Annotated in this window: 26 protein-coding genes; 12 read left to right on the forward strand and 14 right to left on the reverse strand. The window is 72.7% G+C overall.

What is annotated here, in order from left to right; genetic code table 11:
• The first annotated feature begins 5 nt into the window (after positions 1-5).
• The 3 genes from ACTWQH_RS13805 to rhaS are packed head-to-tail and all read left to right on the forward strand — an operon-like array spanning position 6 to position 3851.
• On the forward strand, positions 6-1697 hold the full coding sequence (locus tag ACTWQH_RS13805) for an ABC transporter permease subunit (RefSeq protein ID WP_443286786.1): 1692 nt from the start codon (positions 6-8) through the stop codon (positions 1695-1697).
• Entirely contained in the window at positions 1687-2772 is a 1086-nt protein-coding gene (locus tag ACTWQH_RS13810; protein WP_443286787.1) for an ABC transporter permease, read from the forward strand. Before ACTWQH_RS13805 ends, ACTWQH_RS13810 begins: the two co-directional genes overlap by 11 nt.
• Positions 2769-3851 carry a rhamnose ABC transporter substrate-binding protein gene (gene rhaS, locus ACTWQH_RS13815; RefSeq protein WP_443286788.1) on the forward strand — a complete coding sequence of 361 codons (1083 nt, stop codon included), beginning with the start codon at positions 2769-2771 and terminating at the stop codon, positions 3849-3851. The genes ACTWQH_RS13810 and rhaS overlap by 4 nt, the downstream gene beginning before the upstream one ends.
• 8 nt (positions 3852-3859) lie before the next feature.
• Here the strand turns inward: rhaS and ACTWQH_RS13820 are convergent, their stop codons facing one another.
• Entirely contained in the window at positions 3860-4672 is an 813-nt protein-coding gene (locus tag ACTWQH_RS13820; RefSeq protein WP_443286789.1) for an SAM-dependent methyltransferase, read from the reverse strand.
• Positions 4673-4926: 254 nt separating this feature from the next.
• Positions 4927-5715 carry an SDR family NAD(P)-dependent oxidoreductase gene (locus tag ACTWQH_RS13825; RefSeq protein ID WP_443286790.1) on the reverse strand — a complete coding sequence of 263 codons (789 nt, stop codon included), beginning with the start codon at positions 5713-5715 and terminating at the stop codon, positions 4927-4929.
• A 154-nt stretch (positions 5716-5869) separates the two neighbouring features.
• On the opposite strand from ACTWQH_RS13825, the gene ACTWQH_RS13830 reads away from it, so the two are divergent.
• The 4 genes from ACTWQH_RS13830 to ACTWQH_RS13845 all read left to right on the forward strand — a co-directional run bounded on the left by ACTWQH_RS13830 (position 5870) and on the right by ACTWQH_RS13845 (position 10053).
• Positions 5870-6448: a TetR/AcrR family transcriptional regulator gene (locus ACTWQH_RS13830; RefSeq protein ID WP_443286791.1), complete on the forward strand. Its 579-nt coding sequence runs from the start codon at positions 5870-5872 to the stop codon at positions 6446-6448.
• Positions 6449-6566: 118 nt separating this feature from the next.
• Positions 6567-7685 (forward strand): hypothetical protein, encoded by a 1119-nt coding sequence (locus ACTWQH_RS13835; protein ID WP_443286792.1) that lies wholly within the window; start codon positions 6567-6569, stop codon positions 7683-7685.
• 171 nt (positions 7686-7856) lie between these two features.
• Positions 7857-9194 carry an ABC transporter substrate-binding protein gene (locus ACTWQH_RS13840; protein WP_443286793.1) on the forward strand — a complete coding sequence of 446 codons (1338 nt, stop codon included), beginning with the start codon at positions 7857-7859 and terminating at the stop codon, positions 9192-9194.
• Positions 9195-9255: 61 nt separating this feature from the next.
• Positions 9256-10053 carry a thioesterase II family protein gene (locus ACTWQH_RS13845; RefSeq protein WP_443286794.1) on the forward strand — a complete coding sequence of 266 codons (798 nt, stop codon included), beginning with the start codon at positions 9256-9258 and terminating at the stop codon, positions 10051-10053.
• Positions 10054-10105: 52 nt separating this feature from the next.
• Here ACTWQH_RS13845 and ACTWQH_RS13850 read toward each other — a convergent pair whose 3' ends face one another.
• From ACTWQH_RS13850 to ACTWQH_RS13870, 5 genes are all read right to left on the reverse strand, one after another.
• Positions 10106-11983: an exo-alpha-sialidase gene (locus ACTWQH_RS13850; protein ID WP_443286795.1), complete on the reverse strand. Its 1878-nt coding sequence runs from the start codon at positions 11981-11983 to the stop codon at positions 10106-10108.
• A 158-nt stretch (positions 11984-12141) separates the two neighbouring features.
• Complete coding sequence (locus ACTWQH_RS13855) at positions 12142-13401, reverse strand: acetamidase/formamidase family protein (protein ID WP_443286796.1); 1260 nt, start codon at positions 13399-13401, stop codon at positions 12142-12144.
• A 253-nt stretch (positions 13402-13654) separates the two neighbouring features.
• Positions 13655-13990: a YnfA family protein gene (locus ACTWQH_RS13860; protein ID WP_443286797.1), complete on the reverse strand. Its 336-nt coding sequence runs from the start codon at positions 13988-13990 to the stop codon at positions 13655-13657.
• A 57-nt stretch (positions 13991-14047) separates the two neighbouring features.
• Positions 14048-14719 carry a hypothetical protein gene (locus ACTWQH_RS13865; RefSeq protein ID WP_443286798.1) on the reverse strand — a complete coding sequence of 224 codons (672 nt, stop codon included), beginning with the start codon at positions 14717-14719 and terminating at the stop codon, positions 14048-14050.
• A complete protein-coding gene (locus tag ACTWQH_RS13870; RefSeq protein ID WP_443286799.1) occupies positions 14716-15336 on the reverse strand; it encodes an RNA polymerase sigma factor in 621 nt (206 codons plus the stop codon). Before ACTWQH_RS13870 ends, ACTWQH_RS13865 begins: the two co-directional genes overlap by 4 nt.
• Before the next feature lie 178 nt (positions 15337-15514).
• Here ACTWQH_RS13870 and ACTWQH_RS13875 point away from each other — a divergent pair, with 178 nt between their 5' ends.
• Entirely contained in the window at positions 15515-15883 is a 369-nt protein-coding gene (locus ACTWQH_RS13875; protein WP_443286800.1) for a hypothetical protein, read from the forward strand.
• Here ACTWQH_RS13875 and ACTWQH_RS13880 read toward each other — a convergent pair.
• Together ACTWQH_RS13880 and ACTWQH_RS13885 are read right to left on the reverse strand one after the other, a co-directional pair.
• A complete protein-coding gene (locus ACTWQH_RS13880; protein ID WP_443286801.1) occupies positions 15801-16298 on the reverse strand; it encodes a hypothetical protein in 498 nt (165 codons plus the stop codon). The genes ACTWQH_RS13875 and ACTWQH_RS13880 overlap by 83 nt on opposite strands.
• A complete protein-coding gene (locus ACTWQH_RS13885; protein WP_443286802.1) occupies positions 16295-16450 on the reverse strand; it encodes a hypothetical protein in 156 nt (51 codons plus the stop codon). The genes ACTWQH_RS13880 and ACTWQH_RS13885 overlap by 4 nt, the downstream gene beginning before the upstream one ends.
• Before the next feature lie 210 nt (positions 16451-16660).
• On the opposite strand from ACTWQH_RS13885, the gene ACTWQH_RS13890 reads away from it, so the two are divergent.
• The 4 genes from ACTWQH_RS13890 (at position 16661) to ACTWQH_RS13905 (ending at position 18671) form a co-directional block, all read left to right on the forward strand.
• Positions 16661-17551, forward strand: coding sequence for a helix-turn-helix domain-containing protein (locus ACTWQH_RS13890; protein ID WP_443286803.1), 891 nt, complete (start codon positions 16661-16663; stop codon positions 17549-17551).
• 10 nt (positions 17552-17561) lie between these two features.
• Positions 17562-17762 (forward strand): DUF397 domain-containing protein, encoded by a 201-nt coding sequence (locus ACTWQH_RS13895; RefSeq protein ID WP_443286804.1) that lies wholly within the window; start codon positions 17562-17564, stop codon positions 17760-17762.
• A gap of 57 nt (positions 17763-17819) precedes the next feature.
• Complete coding sequence (locus ACTWQH_RS13900) at positions 17820-18011, forward strand: DUF397 domain-containing protein (RefSeq protein ID WP_443286805.1); 192 nt, start codon at positions 17820-17822, stop codon at positions 18009-18011.
• Positions 18012-18158: 147 nt separating this feature from the next.
• Positions 18159-18671, forward strand: coding sequence for a hypothetical protein (locus ACTWQH_RS13905; protein WP_443286806.1), 513 nt, complete (start codon positions 18159-18161; stop codon positions 18669-18671).
• A 37-nt stretch (positions 18672-18708) separates the two neighbouring features.
• Here ACTWQH_RS13905 and ACTWQH_RS13910 read toward each other — a convergent pair whose 3' ends face one another.
• From ACTWQH_RS13910 to ACTWQH_RS13930, 5 genes are read right to left on the reverse strand one after another with little or no spacing between them, the layout of a single operon-like run.
• Positions 18709-18894 carry a hypothetical protein gene (locus ACTWQH_RS13910; protein WP_443286807.1) on the reverse strand — a complete coding sequence of 62 codons (186 nt, stop codon included), beginning with the start codon at positions 18892-18894 and terminating at the stop codon, positions 18709-18711.
• Positions 18891-19280 (reverse strand): hypothetical protein, encoded by a 390-nt coding sequence (locus ACTWQH_RS13915; protein ID WP_443286808.1) that lies wholly within the window; start codon positions 19278-19280, stop codon positions 18891-18893. The genes ACTWQH_RS13910 and ACTWQH_RS13915 overlap by 4 nt, the downstream gene beginning before the upstream one ends.
• Complete coding sequence (locus ACTWQH_RS13920) at positions 19277-19738, reverse strand: prevent-host-death family protein (RefSeq protein WP_443286809.1); 462 nt, start codon at positions 19736-19738, stop codon at positions 19277-19279. Before ACTWQH_RS13920 ends, ACTWQH_RS13915 begins: the two co-directional genes overlap by 4 nt.
• Before the next feature lie 55 nt (positions 19739-19793).
• Entirely contained in the window at positions 19794-20918 is a 1125-nt protein-coding gene (locus ACTWQH_RS13925; protein ID WP_443286810.1) for an enolase C-terminal domain-like protein, read from the reverse strand.
• 10 nt (positions 20919-20928) lie between these two features.
• Positions 20929-22986, reverse strand: a complete 2058-nt coding sequence (locus tag ACTWQH_RS13930; RefSeq protein ID WP_443286811.1) for a dipeptide ABC transporter ATP-binding protein — start codon at positions 22984-22986, stop codon at positions 20929-20931.
• Positions 22987-23001: the final 15 nt, after the last annotated feature.

Below are 23001 nucleotides of genomic sequence, written 5' to 3' on the forward strand. Positions count from 1 at the left end.
CGCCCATGACGGACCCCACACCACACCGCCGAACGCCGCCGCCGGACTCCACCGACGCGGCGGCTGCCCCCGACGAGGCCGCACGACATGCCCGCCCGCAGGGCGACCCGGGCTCCGCCCGGGCCGCCGAAGGCGGCGGGTCGGGGGAAAAGAGGGGGAGCGCGGAGGACGGGGCGGCCGCCTCGGCCAGGGACGGCTCGGGCCCCGAGCGCACGGCCCGACCCGGCCGCGCGCCGGAGGCGGCGCAGCGCCCTGTCGGCGCGGACGGCCCGCTCCCACCTGGCCGGGACGGCGCGGCCGGGCCGCATGACGAGGCGTCGGCCGACGGGGTGGCGGTGCGGCCCTCGGACGGGCCTTCGCCCGGCGGCACGGCGCCCGGTCTCGGCGTGTCCGCGCGAACGGGCTCCGCCCGCGCGGCCGACCGCGACAGCACGGGGGAGGGGCCCTCGGAGACGCCACCGCCCGACAGTGCGGCTGGCGCGCCCGCCACGCCCTCCGGGCGCGAGCCGCGAGGACGGCCCGCCCGCAGGGCATCCGGCGCCGCGCGCAGTGCGTCCCGCGCCGAGGCCCGGCCGCGCCGCCCCGGGGTCGCGGCGGCAGCCGGCGGCGTCGGGCCGATGGCCGGGGCCTCCCGGCGCGCCGCGCCGGGGCAGGAGGGCCACGGCGCGGGGGGCCACGGTGAGCCGCGCGCCGCGCGGGCGACGGCGTTCTCCCGCCTCTGGCGCGTCCGCGAGCTCGGCATCCTGCTGGCCCTCGCGCTCCTCGTGGCGGGCACCGCCGCCTCCAACTCGCGCTTTCTGTCCGCGCAGAGCATCCGCGACGTGCTGCTCGCCGCCGCCATCCTCGTCGTGCTCGCCGTGGGCCAGACCGTCGTCATCGTCACCCGCAACATCGACCTGTCCGTCGGATCCGTCCTCGGCCTGGCCGCGTTCGCCACCGGCAAGCTGTTCGTCGAGGCGCCCGACACCGCCCTCCCCCTCGCCCTGCTGGCGGGGATGGCGCTCGGCGCGGCCTGCGGCGTCGTCAACGGCGCGCTCATCGCCGCCGCCCGCGTGCCCGCGCTCGTCATCACCCTCGGCACGCTCTACATCTTCCGCGGCATCGACCACTCCTGGGCCTCCGGCGAGCAGATCAACGCCGCCGACATGCCCGGCGACTTCCTGCGGCTCGGCACCGCCCGCGTCCTCGGCATCGACTGGCTGCCGTGGCTGGCCGTCATCGCCGCCGCCGTGCTGCTCGTCGTCGGGTACTACCTCCACTCCCACCGCAGCGGGCGCGAGCTGTACGCCATCGGCTCCGAGCCCGCCGCCGCCCGCCTGTCCGGCATCCCGGTCGGGCGGCGCGTCTTCGTCGCCTTCGTCATCAGCGGCTCCCTCGCCGGCCTGGCCGGGGTGCTGTACGCCGCCCGCTTCGGCACCGTCGACGCGACCGTCGGCTCGGGCATGGAACTCCAGGTCGTGGCCGCCGCCGTCGTCGGCGGCGTCGCGATCTTCGGCGGCAGCGGCACCGTGTACGGCGCCGCGCTGGGGGCGTTGCTGCTGACCACCATCGACAGCTCGCTCGCCGTGCTGCGGGTCAACCCGTTCTGGCAGCAGGCCGTGGTCGGCGGCCTGATCCTCGCCGCCATCGGCCTGGACCGCGCCCTCGCGGCCCGGGTCGCCGTCCGCCTCAGGAGGAGGCAGCCGCGTGGCACATGACACCCTCTACGCCCACCCCGAGACGCTCGCCCCGCAGCGCGTGCGGTTCGCCGCCGCCGTGCTGCGCTGGGACGTGGCGGTGCTGCTGGCCCTCGCGCTCGTGGCGCTCGTCTCCTCCGCCCGCGTGGACGGCTTCGCCACCAGCGAGAACGTGCGCTTCCTGCTGCTGGACGCCGTCGCCATCGCCCTCATCGCGCTGCCCATGACGCTCATCATCGTCACCGGCGAGATCGACCTGTCCGTGGCCAGCACCCTCGGCCTGTGCAGCGCGGTCATGGGCCAGCTCTGGCTCGAAGGGCTGCCGCTGGAGCTGATCGTGCCGATGGCCGTCGCCCTCGGCGCCGTCCTCGGCGCGGTCAACGGCCTGTTCGTCACCGCCTTCGGCCTGCCCTCGCTCGCCGTGACCATCGGCACCCTGGCCGCGTACCGGGGGCTGGCGTTCGTCGTCCTCGGCGACGACGCCGTCGCCGACTTCCCCTTCGACTGGACCGACGCCGCCTCCTCCACGGTCGGCGGGGGCGCGCTGACCTGGCTGCCCTGGGCGATGGTCATCACCCTCGTGCTGGCGCTGGCGTCCGGGATCCTGCTGCACCGCACGCCGTTCGGGCGCTCGCTGTACGCCATCGGCGCGGGCGACGAGGCGGCGGCGTTCTCCGGCATCGCGGTGGCGCGCAGCAAGTTCTGGCTCTTCGTCGCCTCCGGGACCATCGCGGGCCTGGCGGGCGTGTACTGGACCCTGCGGTACGCCAGCGCCCGCGCCGACAACGGCGAGGGCCTGGAGCTCGCGGTGGTGGCGGCCGTGCTGCTCGGCGGCGTCTCCATCTTCGGCGGGCGCGGCACGCTGCCCGGCGTGCTCGCCGGCGTTCTGCTGCTGGCGTCGCTGCGCAACGCGCTGCAACTCGCCGACGTGCAGGCCCAGACCGTCGACATCGTGACCGGCTCGCTGCTGGTCGCCTCCGTGGTGGTGCCCAACGCCGTCACCATGACCCGCGCCCGCCTCCGCCAGCGGCGGGGGCGCCGCGCCCGGACCCGCACCCGGCCCCGGCCGGACCGGAAGAAGGAGTTCACGCCATGAAAGGTCCTGGCATCGTTCGCGGGGGCGTCCTCGCCGCCGCCCTGCTGTCCGTCCTGGCCACCGCCGCCTGCGGCGGCACGACCCGGGACGACAACGAGGACGGCGAGGGCGGCCCGGCGGCCGAGCCCACCGGCGAGGCCAACCCGGACGCCCCGATCGATGAGGGGCTGTCCGTCGCGTTCCTGCCCAAGCAGGTCAACAACCCCTACTTCACCGTCGCCGACGCGGGCGGCGAGGACGCGGTCAACGAGTTCGACGGCGAGTACAAGGAGGTCGGCCCCACGGAGGCCAGCGCCTCCTCGCAGGTCAGCTACATCAACACGCTCACCGGGCAGCAGACCGACGTCATCGTCACCTCCGCCAACGACCCCAACGCCGTGTGCGGCGCCCTCAACAACGCCCGCAACGCGGGCGTGGCCGTCGTCACCTTCGACTCCGACACCGACCCGGGCTGCCGCGACCTCTTCATCAACCAGGCCACGGCGCAGAGCATCGCCGAGAACCAGATCGAGCTGATCTCCGAACAGATCGGCGGCGAGGGCAAGATCGCGATCCTCTCCGCCACCCCCAACGCCACGAACCAGAACGCCTGGATCGACCTGATGCGGGAGGAGCTGGAGAAGCCCGAGTACGACGGCATCGAGCTGGTCGACGTCGTCTACGGCAACGACGAGGACCAGAAGTCGTTCCAGGAGACGCAGGGCCTGCTGCGCTCGTACCCGGACCTGGCGGGCATCGTCTCGCCGACGACGGTCGGCGTGGCCGCCGCCGCCCGCTACCTGTCCGGGTCCGAGTACAAGGGCGAGGTGGCGCTGACGGGCCTGGGCACGCCCAACCAGATGCGGGAGTTCGTCCACGACGGCACGGTCGAGGCGTTCGCCCTCTGGGACCCCGCCCAGCTCGGCTACCTGGCGGCGTACGCGGGCGCGGCGTTCGCCTCCGGCCAGATCACGGGCGTCGAGGGGCAGACCTTCACCGCCGGGGAGCTCGGCGAGTACACCATCGGCGCCGCGGGCGAGATCGTGCTCGGCCCGCCGACCGTCTTCGACGCCGGGAACATCGACGACTACGACTTCTGACGGCGCCTCTACGGCTTGCGGGCGACCCCGGCGTACGCGGACATCTCCGGGTCGGTGATCTCCGGCAGCCGCTGGGAGTCATCCGGCCGCCAGCGGGAGGTGACGACCAGGCCGGGGTCGACCAGCTCAAGCCCGTCGAAGAAGCGCAGGATCTCCTCACGGGTGCGGAGCTGCCCGCCGCTGGCGGCCCCGCGCTGCTCGTACGCCGCGGCGACGCGGGCCATGAGCTGCGGATTGAGGTCGGCGGTGGCGTGGGTGAGCATCAGGTAGCTGCCGGAGGGCAGGGCGTCCACCAGGCGCCGCACCATGTCGCCCGCGCCGCGCTCGTCGGAGATCAGGTGGAGGAGCGCGATCAGCGACAGCGCCACGGGCCGCGTCAGGTCGAGCGTGTCGGCCAGCTCGGGCGCGGCGAGGATGGCCTCGGGGTCGGTGGCGTCGACCTGCACGTAGGACAGGCGGCCCTCGGGCGTGCTGCGCAGCAGGGCGGAGGCGTAGACGAGGACGATGGGGTCGTTGTCGACATAGACGACGCGGCAGCGGGGGTCGACGTCCTGCGCGACCTGGTGGAGGTTGGGCTCGGTGGGGATGCCGGTGCCGATGTCGAGGAACTGGCGGACCCCCGCCTCGGCGACGAGGTACCGGGTGGCGCGGTGCATGAACGCCCGGTTGTGCTGGGCGCCCTGGTGGACGCTCGGCCAGATCCTGGCGATGGCGTCGCCGGCTTCCGCGTCGGCGAGGTAGTGGTTCTTGCCGCCCAGCCAGTAGTCGTAGACGCGGGCCGGGTGGGGCTTGCCGGAGTTGATCTTCGGTGTGTCGGACATGGCCCCTCTATCCAAACCCGCGGCCCCGGGCGCCCGCAACTACCCGCCGTGGCGGGCGTCTTGCGCGCGAACCGACGTGGTGCGTCCGGCTGGGATCCCGAAGCTCGAGGGGCGGGGTCACCGTATGCCGGTTTCCTTCCCAGGGCAGGCCGTGGGTGTCCCCGCGCGGACGTCCGCGCGGAGTGCCGGCGCGCAGCGGGGCGGCCTGGTCTCCCGGCCGCCCCGCCCCGCCGCTGGTTCGTGCGCTTCCCGCCTCACAACTCCTTGATGATGCCGCCGTCGACGATCAGCTCCGCGCCGGTGATGTTGTTCGGCGAGGCGGCGAAGACGATCAGCCGCGCCACCTCCTCCGGCGTGCTGATCCTGCCGGTGCTGGAGTCGAGGCCCTGGAGGGTCTGCTTTACGAAGTCCTCGTGGCTGGCTCCCTGCGCCTTCGCCATCCGCGCGAGGACGCCGTCCGGGTCGGTCCACACGCCGGTGCTGACCGGGCCCGGCGAGACGCTGTTGGCGCGCACGCCCTGCTCGCCGTACTGCTCGGCGATGATCTTGGTGAGGGCGTTGAGGGCCGCCTTGGAGACGGAGTAGTCCGCGGCCCCGGAGCTCATGAGCCGGGCGGCGATCGAGGAGACGTTGACCACGGTGCCCCGGCGTTCGACGAGGCTGGGCAGGGCGGCGCGGGTGACCCACAGCGCGCTGTAGAAGTGCAGGTCGAAGGTGTGCCGCCAGGCGTCGTCGGGCAGGTCGGTGAGGCTGGCGGTGCCCCGGAGGAAGTCGTCGGCGTCGCCGACGCCGACGTTGTTGACGAGCAGGTCGATGCCGCCGAGTTCGGCGGTCGCCCGCTCGATCAGGTGGCTGGCGCCCTCGGCCGTGGTGAGGTCCACGGCGACGTGCGTGGCCTTGGTCTCCTCTAGCTCCGGCGTGGTGCGGCGCGAGGCGGCGACGACGCTGACGCCCTCCTCCTGAAGCAGCCGTACGACGGCCAGACCGATGCCCTTGCTGCCGCCGGTGACGACGGCGGTCTTCCCGTTGAGCTGCAGGTCCATGGCTGGTCACTCCCCTGAGACAATAACGGACCGTTCGGTCCCGGACCGTTCGGTCCGAATCATGGTCACACGGGGGCGCCGCTGTCAAACGGTCGTGGCGGTTACCGTTGTTCTGCCGGCCGGAGGCGAGAACGAGCGAGGGAGGCGGTGCCCCGTGGCGAGAAGGCCGGACCCGGCCGCGCGTGATCGCATCCTGGAGGTCGCCTCGCGCCTGTTCGACGAGCACGGCGTGCGTGCCGTCGGGCTCCAGCAGATCATCGACGCGCGCGGCTGCGGCAAGAACCTGCTGTACCGGGAGTTCGGCAGCAAGGACGAGCTGGTCCTGGCGTATCTCGAACGCTTCGGCTGCGACTGGGACGCCATCCTCGCCGAGGCCGCCGAGGCCGCGCCGGACGACCCGGCCGCGCAGCTCGTCGCCATCGTCGACGGCGTCGCGGAGCGGGCCTCCGCCGAGGGCTTCAAGGGCTGCACGCTGACGAACGTCCACGCGGAGTTCCCCGAGGAAGGCCACCCGGTCAACCGCGCGATCGTCGCCCACTACACCCGCCGCCTGACCTCGCTGCGCGAGCTCGCGCGCCGCACGAACGCCCCCGACCCCGACGCGCTGGCCGACCGCCTCTCGCTGATCATCGACGGCCTCAACGCCAACGCGGGCGTCCTCGGCGCGGGCGGCTCCCTCAACGCGGCCACGACCTTCGCCCGCGATGCCGTGGCGAACGCCACGCGCGGATGAGGAATTATCGGGAATTCCCTGCTCACCACGGGTGCGGAGTCCGGGGGCGAAACCCCCGGTGTGGAGGGTTTCGGGGGCGTTCACGCGCCCGCAAAGCGCCGCGCCTAGCGTGGCTGGCGTGATCGAAACGACCGATAGGACGTCATTCGTGCCGTCGCGCCGCCGCATGCTGGGCGGAGTGCTCGCCGGTGCCGCCGGGGCGCTGCTCGTGGGGCGCGCCGCCGAGGCCCGGCCGGCCGGGGCGTTGCGCGTGCTGATCGCCACCAACGAACCCTGGGGGACCTACCACGTCAGGCCCCTGCTCGCCGAGGCCGCCCGGCGCGGCTGGCACCTCACCCAGCTCGTGCCCGACTACACGCGGATCGCCCCGGACGAGCAGGTGCCCGTCGCCACCCCGGACGACGCGCCGCCCGCCGACCTGCTCGTCGTCACCGGGGCGGGGGACTGGCCCGCCGACTGCGCCGCGCGGTTCCGGCGGCAGCCGCTGATGGCCTCCGCCCTCGCCTACCAGCAGCCCGCCGAGGCCCCGCGGGCACGCGAACTGCGCCCGCGCGCACGGCTGTTCACCGCCTCCTCGCCCGCCGAGGGCCGCGCCTTCGGGCGTTACTTCGGCACCCGGCGGCCCATCCGCGCCGTCGGCTCCCCGCAGACCGACAACCTGCCGCCGCGCCGCCCCGAACCGGGCCTGGTGCTCGTGCTCACCAGCGTCACCCACCCCGACGAGACCGGCGACGCCGCGCCGGGCACCGAGCTGCTGCTCGCCGGCGCCGAGCGGCTCGCCGCCGCGGGCAGGCGGATCCTCGTCGGCCTGCACCCGCGCGAGGACCGCAGCCTGTGGGAGCGGTACGAGATCAGCGACGTGCCGTCGGTGGAGGCCTCCGCCCGCGCCGAGGCCGCGATCGGCATCCCCGGCACCGTCTTCCCGCTCGTCGCCGCCGTCGGCACCCCGCTCGTCGGCTGCACCGACCCCGAACTGACCGTCCCCGGCTACCTGCTGGACGTCTGCTCCTCCACCATCGACGACCCGGCCGAGGCCGTGGCCGCCGTGGACTCCGCCGAGCTGCCCGACCCGGACGTCCTCGCCGACGCCGTCGGCCCGATCGGCGGCTCGGCCGCCCGCCTGCTGGACGCCTGGCGCGAACGCCACGGCGCGTACGGCGCCTCCGTGACGACGGAACACGCCGCCTACGCCGACTCGCCGATATCGATGACGAGCGAGGTGGGCAGCGCGATGTGACGCGCCCGGCCGGCCGATGGCTTCGGCCCAACTCCTCGCCGTTCCCCGCCCGTTAGGCGATCTTGACACCGCCAACGCGCGACGAGAGTCTGCCACAGCCCTGTGGAATCGGCTCCCTGACCGTTCCACTGCGCACACTCTCAGCGTCAACGCGGTCGCGAGGAGAACGCCATGGTCACAGCCCCCATACGCCGCGCAACTCGCGCGAGGCGCGCCAGATCAGCCGCCGTTGTCACGGCGCTGGCCGCCTCCGTCGGGTTGCTCGCCGGCTGCGGCGAGGGCAGCAGCGACACGGTCACCGGCGGCGGGCGGTCGGACGACGGAACCGTCACGATCACCATGGGCCTGTTCGGCCTCATGGGTTTCAAGGAGACCGGCCTGCTCGACCGCTACATGGCCGAGCACCCCGACGTGCGCATCGTGGCCGAGGTCGCCGGGGACGAGCAGACCTACTACGCCGGGCTCGAGCGGAACTTGGCGTCGGGCAGCGGCCTGAAGGACATCCAGGGCATCGAGATCGGCCGCGCGGCGGAGATCGTGGGCACCCAGTCGGAGATGTTCGCCGACTTCTCCGGCCTGGCGGGCACCAGCCACTTCCTGCCCTGGAAGCTGAACCAGATCACCACCCCGGACGGCGAGGTGCTGGGTCTGGGCACCGACATCGGGCCGATGGCGGTCTGCTACCGCAAGGACATGTTCGACCGGGCCGGGCTGCCCACCGACCGCGAGGAGGTCTCCCGGCTGTGGGAGGGCGACTGGGCCCAGTACGTCGAGGTGGGTGACCGGTTCATGGCCAACCACCCCGACGACGAGATCGCGTTCATGGACAGCTCCTCGGGCCTGTTCAACGCCGTGATCTACGGGCATCCCGAGCAGTTCTACGACTCCGAGGGAGAGCTGATCTACGCCGACAACCCGGTCGTCGCGGAGGCGTGGGACCTCGCCTCCGATGCCGCCACCGCCGGGATGACCGCGGAGCTGCGGCAGTTCTGGCCAGGCTGGGACCCGGGCCTGGCCAACAGCGCCTTCGCCACCACGGTCTGCCCCGCCTGGATGCTCGCCCACATCAGCGAGAAGGCCGGGGAGGCCAACGCCGGGCAGTGGGACGTGGCCCGCGCGCCGCAGGGCGCCAACTGGGGCGGCTCGTTCCTCGGCGTGATCGAGGACAGCCCGGTGAAGGAGGAGGCGATGGAGCTGGTGGCCTGGCTGACCGAGCCCGAGCAGCAGGCGTATCTCTTCCAGGAACTCGGCCTGTTCCCCTCGTCCCAGACCGCGGTCACCTCGCCGGAGGTGACCGGGGCGACCTCCGAGTACTTCAACGACGCGCCGATCGGGGAGATCTTCGGCCAGGCCGCGCTCGAGATCCCCGAGGAGCAGGTGCTCGGGCCGAAGGACGGCACCATCAAGGACCTCTTCGCGCAGGGCCTGCAGCAGATCGAGTCGCAGAGCAAGAGCCCTGACGAGGCGTGGGCCGACATCGAGGAGCACATCGAACGCACCGTCGGCTGAGCCGTGGGCCCGGGGGCCCGGGGGCCCGGGGGCACCGGTGGCGCGGTGAAAGGCTGACACCATGGCAGGCGTGAGAGCTGACGCGACAGACGTGACGGACGCGGCCGGGGACGGCGAGGACTGGATCAGGCGGTTCCACCCGGCGCCGCGGAGCAGGGTCCGGCTGGTGTGCCTGCCGCACGCCGGCGGGTCCGCCAGCTTCTACCACCCGTTCTCGGCGGCGCTGTCGCCGGAGGTGGAGGTCCTGGCGGTGCAGTACCCGGGCCGCCAGGACAGGCTGGGCGAGGAGCCGATATCCGACATCGGGCGGCTGGCCGACGCGGTGTGCCGCGCCGTGCTCCCCGAGACCGGCCGGCCCTTCGCGCTCTTCGGGCACAGCATGGGGGCGGTCCTCGCGTACGAGACGGCCCGCCGCCTGGCCGCACGCGGCGCACCGGCGCCGGCGGTGCTGTTCGTCTCCGGCCGCCGCGCGCCCTCCCGCCACCGCGAGGAGACGGTTCACCTCCGGGACGACGCCGGCGTGCTGGCGGAGCTGCGGAAGCTCGGCGGCAGCGACACCCGCCTCCTGGACGACCCGGAGATCGTCGCGATGGTGCTGCCCGCGGTGCGCGGCGACTACACCGCCATCGAGACCTACCGCCACCGGCCCGGCCCGCCGCTGGCCAGCCCTCTCGTCGCGCTGATGGGGGACGCCGACCCCCGGACGACGCCGGAGGACGTGCGGGCCTGGGAGGACCACACCGAGGGCGCCTTCGCCACCCACGTCTTCCCCGGCGGCCACTTCTTCCTCAACGACCAGCGGGACGGCGTCCTCGGCGTCATCACCAAGACGCTGCGCCGCCTGGGCCTTCAGGACTGAGGACCGAGGACTGAGGACCGAGGACTGAGGACTGAGGACTGACGGCACGGACTCACCACTGAGGCGCGGTCACCTCGTCCAGCGGCAGCGCGAGCACGGCGGCGTCCGCGGGGGGCGCGTTCCGCTCCCGCAGCGCCGTCAGCTCCGCGTCCGACAGCGCCCGGTCGTAGACGAGGACCTCGTCCAGCGATCCCGCCAGGTGCGTGCGGCTGTCCACGCCCTGCCCGACGTGCACGCCGAAGACCGAGTTCCGGCTGACGCTGCCCGGCACGTCCGCCGCCGACGCCGTCTCCTCGCCGTCCACGGTGAGCGTCAGCCGCCCGTCGGCCCGCGTCACCGACAGGTGGTGCCAGGCGCCGTCGTTGTACGGCACGGCCGTGGTCACCGAGCCGCTGGCCGCCGGGTCGCCGCCCTGTCTCGCGGTGATCAACGCCCGCAGCCGGTCGTTCTCCGGCTCGCCCCGCACCCACACCTGCGGCGCGGCGCCGCCCACACCCCCCATCCACAGGAACGGCCGGGTGCCCGTGGTGGCCGCGTACCGGAACCACAGGCTGACGGTGAAGTCCCCGTCGCCCAGCGGCAGGCTGTCGCGGTGGGGCAGCCGCACCGCGTCGTCGGTCCCGTCGAAGGCCACCGCGCCGCCGAACGCGCCGTCGGCCGTGGCCGCCGCCCCGCCCAGCGCCAGTGCGGGCGCCGCGCCGGGAGCCGCGTCGGGCGTGGTCGGGTCGGGGCCGCGCCGGGGGCCGAGGTCGTCCTCGGTGAAGCGCGCGAAGCGTATCTCCTCCCGCGCGTCCTCGGCGCCCGCCTCGTACAGCAGGCCCACCGCGCCGTCGCCGAGGCCGATCATGTCGGAGTACCCGGCCCAGTCGGTCGTCACCAGCATCCCGCGATCCACGCCCTCCCAGGTCGCGCCGTCGTCCCAGGAGGAGCGGACGACCATGGTGCGGCGCCGGTCCGGATCGGCGGGGGCGGCGAACAGCAGCCTGCCGTACCCGTCCTCGGCCTCGCCGCGCAGCCGCAGCAGCGAGCCCTGCACGGTCGGCGTGTACAGGTCGGGTATGGCGGTGAAGGGCGCGTCGAAGCTCTCGCCGCCGTCGCTGCTGGTGGCGACGGCGCGGTGGCCGAGGTCGGTGCCCTCGTTCTCCCGGGCGTTGACGTAGATCGAGCCGTCCTCCCGCTCCACCAGGGCCGCCTCCTGCGACGCCTGCCGGACGGTGCCGTCCTCCGCGACCGGCCAGGAGTCGACGGCGCCCAGCCGCCAGCTCTCGCCGCCGTCGTCGCTGTACGCCAGCCCCGCGTGGTGCGCCGACGCCGCGCCGCCCTCGAAGCTGCTGCCGTTGACGCTGAGGACGAGCCGCCCGGCGTGCTCGCCCCGCGTCAGCTCGATGCCGTGCGCCGGCCCGGTGGCGTACCAGGAGTTCCACTCCGGGGGGCGCAACTCGTCGGTCAGAGGGGCCGGGTCCGACCAGCTCTCCCCGCCGTCGTCGCTGACCTGGAGGAAGGGCCTGCGGTCGCAGGGGCGTACGCAGTTGGCGTCGTCGTCGCGGCCCTCGTTGAACGTGCTGGCCAGCAGGACGCGGCCGGTGTCGGTGTGCACGACCGGCGCCGGGTTCCCCCGCGTGTCGCCGCCGCCCGCCGCGACCACCTGTAACGGCCCCCAGCTCGCCCCGCCGTCGAAGGACCGCTTCAGCACGATGTCGATGTCGCCCGCGTCCCCGCAGTTGTCCCGCCGGCCCTCGGCGAAGGCCAGCAGCGTGCCGTCCGCGGCCTCGGCCAGGGCCGGGATGCGGAAGCAGGCGTAACCCTCCGTCGCCTCACGGAAGATGACCTGCTCCTCGATCTGGGCCGCCGCCGCGGCGCTGACCGGCGAGGGCAGTAACGCAAGCGGAACGACGAGCACAACGCCCCACACCCAGCGCGACCTCGACATAGGAGCCTCCCACCTGACACCCGGCACCCACCCGGCACCCGGACATCCGACGTCCGACGACCCGTCAGTATGGAGATTCCCGCCCCCGGCCGTTATCAAAACGTCATCAACATGAAACATGCGTTCGGGTGAACGGCGTTGGCCGAGGCGCCGTGGCGTCAGCCGTGGAAGTGCGCCTTCGCGATCACCCCGTGCACCCCGACCGTCCGGTCCACCACCTGCGAGATGTGGAAGTCCGCCGCCGCCGACAGATAGGCGTACGCCACCGCGCGGTCCATCCCCAGGTCCTCCTGGAGGAAGTCCAGCGCGTTCACCACGGCCCGCCGCATCGCGCTGTCCAGGTCGCTGACCTGCCCGTTCAGGCTGCCGTCCGGGTCCGAAAGCCCCACCGGCAGCCACGCGGCCTCCGTCTCCCCGAACGGATAGCGGAACGCCACCGACGGCGCGTCCCCCGACCCCGGCTTGCACACCGTCAGCCGGAACGTCGCCCGCAGCGAGCCCTCCACCGCCGTCAGCGCCACCTCCCCGTCCGCCATCGCGTAGTGCGGGTCTCCCGCGTAGAACAGCGCCCCCTCCGCGAACACCGGCAGGTACAGCGCCGAGCCCTCCCGCAGCAGCCTGATGTCGATGTTCCCGCCGCCGAGCGTTGGCGGAATCGAGTTCAGCTCGGGGGCGTTGAGCGCCCCGCCCCCGGCGGCGTACGCCACGCCCATCGTCCCCATGTGCGGCCCCAGCGGGAACGCCGCCTCGCCGCTCGCCCCCACCGGCAGCACGCCGCTCAGCTCCCCGCCCCGGCCGCGCCGCACCCGCGTGAAGACCGACACGTTCCCGTACGCCTCCGGGTCGCCGCCCGGCCGCCCGTCCGTCGCCACCGGCGGCATGACCTCGCCGATCGTGATCCCGTCCGGCGCCGAGCCGTCCGGCCGCCGGGCCAGCGCGCCCTTGCCGTGGCGGCTGGAGACCACGCCGTAGGGCACGCGCGGCAGCAGCGACAGCGGCTCCACCTTCAGCACGTCACCCGGCTCCGCCCCCTCGACGCCGATCGGCCCGGTGATGACGTGCGGCCCGTCGACGTCGAAGTCCCGCTCCACGCGGGCGTACTCGCGCGCGATGGCGACGGCGTCGTCCAGCACCTCCCGCCGCGCCACGCCGAGCTCGCCGAAGTACGCCACGGGGTCGCGGCCCTGGTCCTCCAGGATCCCCTCGTGCGAGACGCTGTCCACGGTCACCGTCTCCCCGGAGCGGATCCGCAGCACCGGCTCGCTGTCCCGCGCCGGGACGTACCCCCACCGCACCTGCTCCGGCAGGGAGGGCAGGTAGTGCTCCCCGTGGATCGGCCCGGCGCCCGGCTGGAGGATCTCCCTGGGGTACGCGGCCGACCCGGCCGCCGCGTTCGCCGCGGTCCCTGTCGCCCCCACTGCGCCCACCCCGCCAACCGCCCCGGCCGCCAGCAGAAAGCCTCGCCGGCCCACGCCCGCCACCAGCCTGTCCCGTGCCTCAGCGGCATCGTCGCGTCTCTCCATGCGCAGCAACCTAGGCGCTACCTCGCTAGATGTTGATGTCATCAACACAACCGACCCGCACATCTCACCTCCCCGAAACACGGGTGGCGGGGCGTTAATCCGTGGATCGCCCCGAACGGCCCTGACAGTAAACCGTCGTGCTCACGGCTCACTGACCGCGCGGCGCGTACATGATCAGCGCCATCCCAGCGAGGCAGACCAGCGCGCCGAGCACGTCGAAACGGTCGGGCCGGTAGCCGTCGGCGACCCTGCCCCAGGCGATCGACCCGGCGACGAAGATGCCGCCGTACGCCGCGAGGATGCGACCGAAGTTCTCGTCGCTCTGGAACGTGGCCACCACCCCGTACAGCCCGAGCGCGACGGCCCCGGCGCCGACCCACACCCACCCCCGGTGCTCGCGGATGCCCTGCCAGACCAGCCAGGCGCCGCCGATCTCCAGCAGCGCGGCGAGGACGAACAGGGCGACGGAGCGGGCGACGTGCATGGCAGCAGGCTACGCCGGGCCGGCGGTGGCTCCTCCGGCCCGGCGGTACCGGCGGGCTCAGCGCACCGGGACGCAGCCACCCTCGACGAAGGTGATCGCCGCGGCGGTCTCGACCTCCTGGAGGATCACGGTGTCGCCCTCGTGCAGGTGGTAGACGTAATCCTCCGGGTTCTCAAGGCCGCCCTCCTGGACGACCGACTCGCCGCCCTCTGCCTCAGGCTCCGAGCCGCCGCCGGGGACGGACAGCTCCGCCACCGCGGGGCCGATGACGGTGGCGCTGCCCGCCGGGCTGATGTGGGACATGGTGTCCTCCCCGTCCCCGTCCCCGACCCCGGGCGGCGTCGGCAGATCCGGCGGGGGCGGCTGCTCACCCTCCGGCAGCGGCTGGCACATGTAGCCCGCGGGCGGGTTGTAGATGGTCGCCACCCCGTTCTCCTCCATCAGGGCCGCGAAGTCCCGCACCTCCTCCTCGCCGCGCGGCCAGTCGGAGATGGTGACGTCGATGCCGCCGTTGCCGGTCCGCTCCACCGCGTACGCCGGGGACGCCCCGCCGCCCGGCAGCACGATGAAGGCGCCCGCCGCCGCGGCCGCGGTGACCAGGCCGACGCCGGCGCGGGCGGGGGTGAGCAGCCGGCGGCGTTCGGGGGCGTGCTGCCGGTCCTCGGCGGCGGCGAGCGCGGCCTCCTGCTTGAGCTCGGTGAGCAGCCGGTCTTCGAATGTCGTGGTCATGCCTTGCTCCCGGAGTAGGTCAGGTGGTGGGTGGCGTTGGGGTCGGACGCCTCGGCCCCGGTGGCGCCGGTGGCACCGGCCGCGCCGAGCGCCTTGCGGGCGCGGTGCAGGCGGACGCGCGCGGCGACCTTGCTGATGCCGAGCGCCGACGCCGCCTCCGCCACGCTGAGCTGATCGACGGCAATGAGCTCGATCACGGCGCGCTCCCCCTCGGGGAGGCGGGCCAGGGACGCGAGGAGCCGACGGCCCTCGTTCTCGGCGGTGAGCTTCTCCTCCAGCCGCGCTATGTCGTCGGACTCCAGCAGGCGCCGTCCGGCTATCCGGCTGTTGAGCACGGACTCGCGGGCGGCGCGGCGGCGCTCGGCGGAGGCGACGTTGCGTGCGATGCCGTACAGCCAGGCGGTCTCGCTGCCGCGCCGTGCCCGGTAGGTGTGGCGGGAGTCGATCACCGCGAGGAACACCTCGGCCGTGAGGTCGGCGACGGTGTGCGGATCGTCCACGCGGCGCGCGACGAACCGCGTCACCCCGTCCACATGGCGCCGGTAGAACTCCTCGAAGAGCTGCGGATCCCGGACCCCCGCGGCCGGTCCCCGGCGGCTCCGGGTGGGTTTCGTCACGTGATGCTCTCCCTGTCTCGTGTCCGCTGCTGCCTTACATCTGTACTTGGCAGGAGGTCGGGAGAGCGTTACGAGCGGCTGGTCACGCTCGTGGTGCGGCGGCGGCCGATCACCCGGGTCCATGAGGTCAGACGGATTCTTACTTCGATCCGATCTGACTTTGCGAGGTGCCGTGTCTGTGGCGTTCACCGGACGCGAGCATGAGTTGCGGATCCTGAACACATGGCTCGGCAAGGTCGTCGCCGGGACAGGCGGCGCTCCCGGGCAGGCGCTCGTGCTCAAGGGGCGGCGGCGGGTGGGGAAGACGCGGCTGGTGCAGGAGTTCTGCGCGCGGTCGGGGCGGCCGCGGTTCGTGGGATCGGTGAAGTGGCGGGACGACGCCCCCTTCGACGGGCGCGACCTGGCCGGACTGGCCGAGCAGGCCCGGTACGTGCCGGGGGCGGAGGAGGCGGCGCTGGTCGCGGTCAGCCGGTGCCCGGCGAGCGAGTCGGCCCGGGAAGGTCTCGCGGCCTGGTGGGGACCAGAGGAGTTGCTGAGGGCCTGGTGAGCAGTGGACGGTGGGAAAGCGCATAGCGCAGGCCATCGTCGGTCACGGTGAAGACGTAGAGCGATCCTTCGGACGCCGCCTGCTGGAGCCGCGCGTACTCGTGTACGTCGCTGGGCCATCGCCGCAGCGCGGCGGCGGGATCCCCGGGCACGTCGGCCGCGCGGAGCGCGGCACCGGTCACCCACGGCGCGCCGGGGTCGGGGTCTATCAGGTCGGCCAGCCGCATGCTCTGCCACCGCAGCCACAGCCGTGCAAGGCGGGGGCTGGGCGCGTCATACCCGGCCAGCAGCCACTCACGGGAACGGTCCAGGTCGGCGACCGTCACCTCGCACCAGCCGCCGTGCGAAGGCGGCGGCATGTCGGCCGGGCGCGCGGGCCGCCGCAACCCGGCGAAACGGAGTCGGCCGCGCGTCATTTAGTGGACCTCCTTCGCAGGACCTCCAGGAGCGCGAGGTGCTGGAGGATCAGCTCGTTCAGGTCCGCGTGGCGCTGCGCGAGGTCTCCGTCGCCGGGTTGCTCGTCGTCGGCGTCCGCCTGTCGCTCCGTCGGGGACGTCTGCTCACTCACCGCTTCCACCTCCCGTGCCGGGCACGGCCGCAACGCCGCGAGCGCTGCGCATCCGGAGAACCACGCTCGGCAATGTCCGTCATGATGAAGGCTGGCCGCGAGCGACGTCAAGCGAGCGATTGGCGATTTGCCAAAGCGGCGCCCCGCGAGGATGATTGCCTCGTCATACGCTCATGACGGCGACGCCACTTGGGAGATGAAGGAGCATCAATGGCCCTGGTCAGCAACAGCAGCCCCCTGAAGGCCCGTCGGAAACTCGGCGCGGAGCTGCGGATACTGCGCGACCGGGCGGGGCTCACCGTGGAGGAGGTCGGGACACACCTCAACTGCCACCTGTCCAAGGTCAGCAGGCTCGAACTGGCGAAGCGCGGCGTCACCCGGAAGGACTTCGAGGCTCTGATGGAGCTGTATGAGGTGGACGAGGAGAAGCGGGCGGAGTTGACCGAGCTGATGATCCGGGGCAAGCAGCGCATCCCGCCCTGGTGGCAGGAGTACGCCGACGTGGTGTCCGCCAACTACGCCGAATACATGGCCTACGAGGCCGAGGCCGCCAAGTGCGGCGAGTACCAGACGCTGCTGATCCCTGGCCTGCTCCAGTCCGCCGACTACGCCCGTGCGGTGATCGAACGAGGCATCGTCGCGCTCGGACCCGATCAGGTGGACACCCTTGTCGAGGTCCGGCTGCGCCGCCAGGAACGCCTGCGGGAGGAGACGCCGCTGGCCGTGGAAGCCCTGATCACCGAGGCCGCGCTGCGGCTGCGCGTCGGCGGGGCCGCGACGATGCGGGGACAGCTCCGCCACCTCAGGGAGCTGGCCGAGCTGGACAACGTCACGCTGCGGGTCATCCCCTACGAGGCGGGCGAACGCGGAGCCAGCACGGGAGCGTTCGCCCTCTTCAGCACGGAAGGGGACGGCGACCCGGACGTGGCGTTCACCGAGTCGGCCGAGGCCACCGGCGTGCTGCGAGACGAGCCCTTGGCCCTGCGCCGACTCACCCGGCTGTTCCGGAACTTGTCGCGCGCCGCGCTGCCGGAGGAAGATGGCGTTGAGCTGATCGAGCGCGTCGAGAAAGAGCTGGGGCGAGATGAGCAAGCGGGATGAGTCACGGCCGGTGGATCTCACCGGAGTCATATGGCGCAAGAGTTCCTACACCGCCAGCAACGGTCAGTGCGTCGAGTTCGCCACCCTCCCGGGAACGCTCGGCATCGCCGTGCGCGACTCCAAGCACACCGCCCACCCCGCCGCCCGCGCCTCGCGCGCGGCTTGGAGCGCATTTCTCGCTGCCCTGGCCGAGGACACCTTGCCGACCTGATCGAGGGCAACTGGCATGACAGCCGCGAACAACGCTGGAGGGACTGCCGCTGCGGAAATGGCCGACGCCCTCTGGCACAGGAGCACCTACAGCGGTAGCAACAACAACTGCGTCGAGCGGGGCAAGCTCACCACGGGGCGGCAGGCGGTTCGCGACACCAAGGATCGGCAGCGCCCGGCCCTCGTCTTCGAGACGGGCTGTTGGTCGTCGTTCGTCTCCGCACTCAAGGACGGGTACTTCCCCGTCTGAGCGTCGCCGAGCCCCGTCGCACTCCGATCCGTGGCGGGCTTCGCCTTGTCTGTGAGAACGCGCTCCGTCGTCGTCCAGAGCCCAGCGCGTCTATGATGAGCGACTCTGTCGAGACCCTTAGGAGAGCCGGTGACGACAATGCTTCCCGTGCTTGTCCTCACGGGGCCGCCTGGCGTCGGGAAGACCGCTCTGGCCGGGGAAATCTTCGACCAACTGGCCGCCCGGGAGATCCCGCATGCTGTCGTGGACCTGGACTGGCTGTGCGTTTCCTACCCGTTCCCCGAGGGAGACAATTTCAACGAGGAGGTGGCGCTGGCCAATCTACGCGACGTGTGGCGGAATTTCGTTGCCAAGAACGGCGCTCAGCGGCTCGTACTCGCGCGCGTGGTGGAGTCGCTCGACTACCTTGACCGGCTGCGTGAGGTCCTGCCCGACCCGCAGTTCGTGATCTGCCGGCTGACGGCCCGAACCCACACCCTCCGAGCCCGCCTGCGGGCACGCGAGTCCGGATCCTCGCAGAACGCGTTGATCAAACGCGCCGAGTACCTCGCCGCCTGGTTCGACGACAGCGGCATTGAAGATCTGGTCTTCGCCACTGATGACGTGTCGCTGCCTGACTTGGCCCGGTCCGTGCTGACCACGATCGGCTGGCTGGAGTGAAACGGAGTTTCCGCCTGTGCGGACGCTCGCGACCGCGTCAACGGCTGCCCGTTTTCCCTGCCCGTGTCATCAGCAGATAGTCCAGTTCTGCGAGGACGAGCGGCGAGACAACCTTGATCTGGGCTGCCTGGAAGGCCGCCACACCATGTGGTGACGGTCGTCCATGTGCAGGAACGTCGCGAGCATCACGGGCGGTGTCGGCGACGGCGATGGAGAGACTCAAGAGCTGAGTCCATCCCTGAGGTACTCCTCGTCCCTTGATGACAGGTCGGAGGGGCCGTCGTCGTCAAACGCCAACGCCTCCACATCACATGGCTCGGGCGGAATCACCAACGTGCCCGCAGCCCACTCCAACGCCAGGGCTTCGGGTGTACGCCCTTCGACGGCGGCGAGATCACGGATGATGTCGGCGACGGCACCGGTCACCGTGACACTGGCAGTGATCGGGGGACCGTGCTCCGGTGAAGGGGCGGTGGGCTGGTGGGCGTTGCCGGGAGCGGAGGCGCACAACTCGCCCCATCCCTTGGCGGCCTCGTTGGTGGCGAAGGGCAGCCGCCACTCCCCGGCGATCGGCGGCGGTGGCACATCGTCGCCTCGCTGGGGTGTCACGGAGCGGTCACCTCGCCGTGGTCCTCGTCGGGCAGCGGACGGGTGAGCTGAGCGGTCAGTTCGGGGTCGGCCCGGATGCGGGCGGTCGCCCGCCAGCTTGCGATGGCGGCGTGCAGGCCGCTGTGTACGTCGAGTTCGACGGCGTCACGCGTCGCGTCGATGAGGTCGTTCACGAACTGGCGGACCTTGTCTGTTGACAGGTGCCGGACCCACGGGAAGACGGATGGCAAGGCGTGCAGTACTGCTCTCTCTCCGTCCTCGCTCGCGATGAGCGCTGCCAGGAGCCGCGCGGTGACGTCGGCGGTTTCGTCCCGCTGCTCGTCGTGCCGCGCGGTCGTCAGGTAGAGGTCCTCTCCATCGCGGCGCACCACGTGGACGCGCTTGACCCGGTCCAGCGTCTCGGCTACCCGCCGTGAGTTCTTGGACAGCTCGGAGAAGGACACCGTGGGAGCGCTCATGTGATCCACGCTACTTCGGAACACATTCCGAAGTCAATGTGAGGCGGGCGAGCGTTCACCAATTCGTGAACGAGCCGTCCGGGCGCGTGAGGCGCGGCGGCTCGGGCCACCGCTCCGGGCGGGCGGCGTGGGCGGCGTCGAGGTCGATCGTCAGGCCCAGGCCGGGGGCGGTGGTGGGGAGGAGGCTGCCGTCGGACCAGGTGGGCTGGCCGGTGACGATGCCGGGGAGGAGGGTGTCGGGGCGGCGCGGCTGTTCCTGGAGGACGGGGGTGGGGGAGGCGAGGGCGAGGTGAAGGGCGGCGGCGGTGGAGACCGGGCCGAGGGGGTTGTGGAGGGCGAGGCGGATGTGGTGGGTCTCGCACCAGGCGGCGATCTTGCGGGACTCGGTGAGGCCGCCCGCGATGCAGACGTCGACGCGGGCGTGGTCGATGAGCTCTTCCTCGATGAGGGGGCGGAATTCCCACTTGGAGCTGAGCTGTTCCCCGGCCGCGAGGGGGACGGCGGTGTGGTGGCGCAGGTTGCGGTAGGACGTGAGGTTCTCGGAGCGGAGGGGGTCCTCGACGAAGAGGGGGCGGAGGGGTTCGAGTTCGCGGCACAGGCGGACGGCGTCCGGGGGGTCGAGGCGGGTGTGGACGTCGATGATCAGGTCGGTGTCGTCGCCGACGGCTTCGCGGGCGGCGGCGAAGGTGGTGACGGCCGAGCGGACCGCCTCGGTGGGGGAGAAGGGCGTGGCGGCGGGGAGGGCGAGGCGGAGGGTACGCCAGCCCGCGTCGCGCAGTTCGCGGCAGGTGGCGGCCACGTCCCTATCGGGTGGCACGTGGGTGTAGCAGGGCACGGTGTCGCGGACCCGGCCGCCGAGGAGGGTGTGGACCGGTACGCCGAGGGCCTTGCCCTTGATGTCCCACAGGGCGATGTCGATGGCGGCGATGGTGGAACAGAGTTCCCGGCCCGCCGGGAAGAATCCGCCGCGGAAGAGGAGCTGCCAGAGGTGCTCGGTGCGGAAGGGGTCTTGGCCGATGAGGAGCGGGGCGTAGTGGTCGAGCGCGGCGTAGATGGCGGCGGCGCGGCTGACGATGCCGGCCTCGCCCAGGCCCGTGATGCCCTCGTCGGTCTCGACGAGGAGGAGCAGGTGGGGGCGGTGGCCCTGGACGGGGAGGGGGCGGATGGCGGTGATCTTCATCGTGACGGGCCTAGCCGAGTTCTTCGGCGTAGTGGCAGGCCGACACCCGGCCCGGGGCCAGCTCGCGCAGCGGCGGCGGCTCGGTGCGGCAGCGGTCGCGTGCCAGCGGGCAGCGGGTGTGGAAGGGGCAGCCGGAGGGAGGGGACAGAGGGCTGGGGACCTCGCCGCGCACGGGGGTGCGCTGCCGCTTGTGCTCGGCCACGGGGTCGGGCTCGGGCACGGCGGAGAGCAGCGCGGCCGTGTAGGGGTGGAGCGGTCGCGTGCACAGGTCGTCGGCCGGTCCCTCCTCCACGACCTCGCCGAGGTACATCACGGCGATGCGGTCGCTCATGTGGCGAACGACCGCGATGTCGTGAGCGACGAAGAGGTAGGAGATGCCGAGCCGGGACTGGAGGTCGCGCAGGAGGTTGACGATCTGGGCCTGAAGGGACACGTCGAGCGCGGAGACCGGCTCGTCGAGGACGAGGAGGGAGGGCCGGACAGCCAACGCGCGGGCGAGCGCGATGCGTTGGCGCTGGCCGCCGGAGAAGTCGCGGGGGAGGCGGCTGGCCATGGCGGCGTCCAGGCCGACGAGATCGAGGAGTTCGGCGACCCGGCCCGGTATCTCCGCGGGCCGGGCGAGGCGGTGGATGCGCAGCGGCTCGGCGATGACCTGGCCGATGGTGTGGCGCGGGTTGAGGGAGGCGTAGGGGTCCTGGAAGACGAGCTGGGCGGTGCGGCGCAGGCGTCGCGGGTCCGCCCCCACGCCCTTGATGTGGATGGTGCCGCTGTCGGGTGGTTCGAGGCCCAGGATGACGCGGGTGAGCGTCGACTTGCCGCAGCCGGACTCGCCGACGAGGCCCAGCGTTTCTCCGGGGGCGAGGCGCAGGTTGACGCCGCGCAGGGCGTGGAGGGCCGGGCCCTTGCGGGCCAGCAGGCCGTGGCGGCCGACGGGGTAGCTCTTGTGGAGGGCGGTGAGGCGGAGGATGTCCGGGGTATCCGGGATGTCCTCTTTCTCGCCGGGCTTGGAGAGATCGACCGGGTGGTGGTGGGCATGGGCGAGGGAGTCGTCACCGGTGCGGGAGGGGAGGGGGTCGCCGTCGGCGGTGATCCAGCAGGAGGCGAGGTGGCCGGCCGAGTGGCGGGTCGGCGGCGGGTGCGGCTCGGTGCGGCAGCGGTCCTCGGCGAACGGGCAGCGGGGCGCGAAGGCGCAGCCGGGCAGGGGGTGGCGCAGGTCCGGGGGGCGGCCCTCGATGGTGTGGAGGGGCTGGGCGCCGTTGCCCTTCGGGGCGATGCGGGGCACGGAGCGCAGCAGGCTCCAGGTGTACGGGTGGTGGGGGTTGGCGTGGAGCTCGGCGACGGGCGCCTGTTCGACGATGCGGCCCGCGTACATGACCAACGCCCGCTCGCAGAGGCGGGATACGAGTCCCAGATTGTGGGTGATGACGAGGACGGCGGTGCCCAGCTCCTCGTTGAGGCGGGCGAAGACGTCGAGGATCTGCGCCTGGACGGTGACGTCCAGGGCGGTCGTCGGCTCGTCGGCGACGATGAGGGACGGGTCCCCGGCCAGCGCGATGGCGATCATGACGCGCTGGCGCATGCCGCCGGAGAACTGGTGCGGGTAGTCGCCCAGGCGGCGGGCGGGGTCCGGGACCTCGACGAGATCGAGGAGTTCGGCGGCGCGGCGGCGTGCGGAACGGGCGCTGTGGCCGCCGTGGGCGCGGACGGCCTCGGCGATCTGGTCGCCGATCGTCATCAGCGGGTTGAGGGAGGAGAGCGGGTCCTGGAAGACCATGCCGAGTTCGCCGCCCCGGTAGGCGCGCAGCTCGCGCTCGGACAGCTGAAGGACCTCGCGGTTCCGGTAGCGGATGGAGCCGGAGGTGATGCGGCCGGGGGAGCGGACCAGGCGGGCCAGGGAGCGGGCGGTGACGGACTTGCCGGAGCCGGACTCGCCGACGATGGCGAGGGTTTCGCCGGGGCGGACGGAGAAGTCGACGCCGCGCACGGCGCGTACCAGGCCCTCGCGGGTGGGGAACTCGACGGCCAGGTCCCGTACGTCCAGCAGTACGTCGAGCTGCGAGTCGGTCACGGCTCCTCTTTCCTT

The organism is Streptomyces sp. 6N223 (assembly GCF_052246635.1).
Lineage (GTDB): Bacteria > Actinomycetota > Actinomycetes > Streptomycetales > Streptomycetaceae > Streptomyces.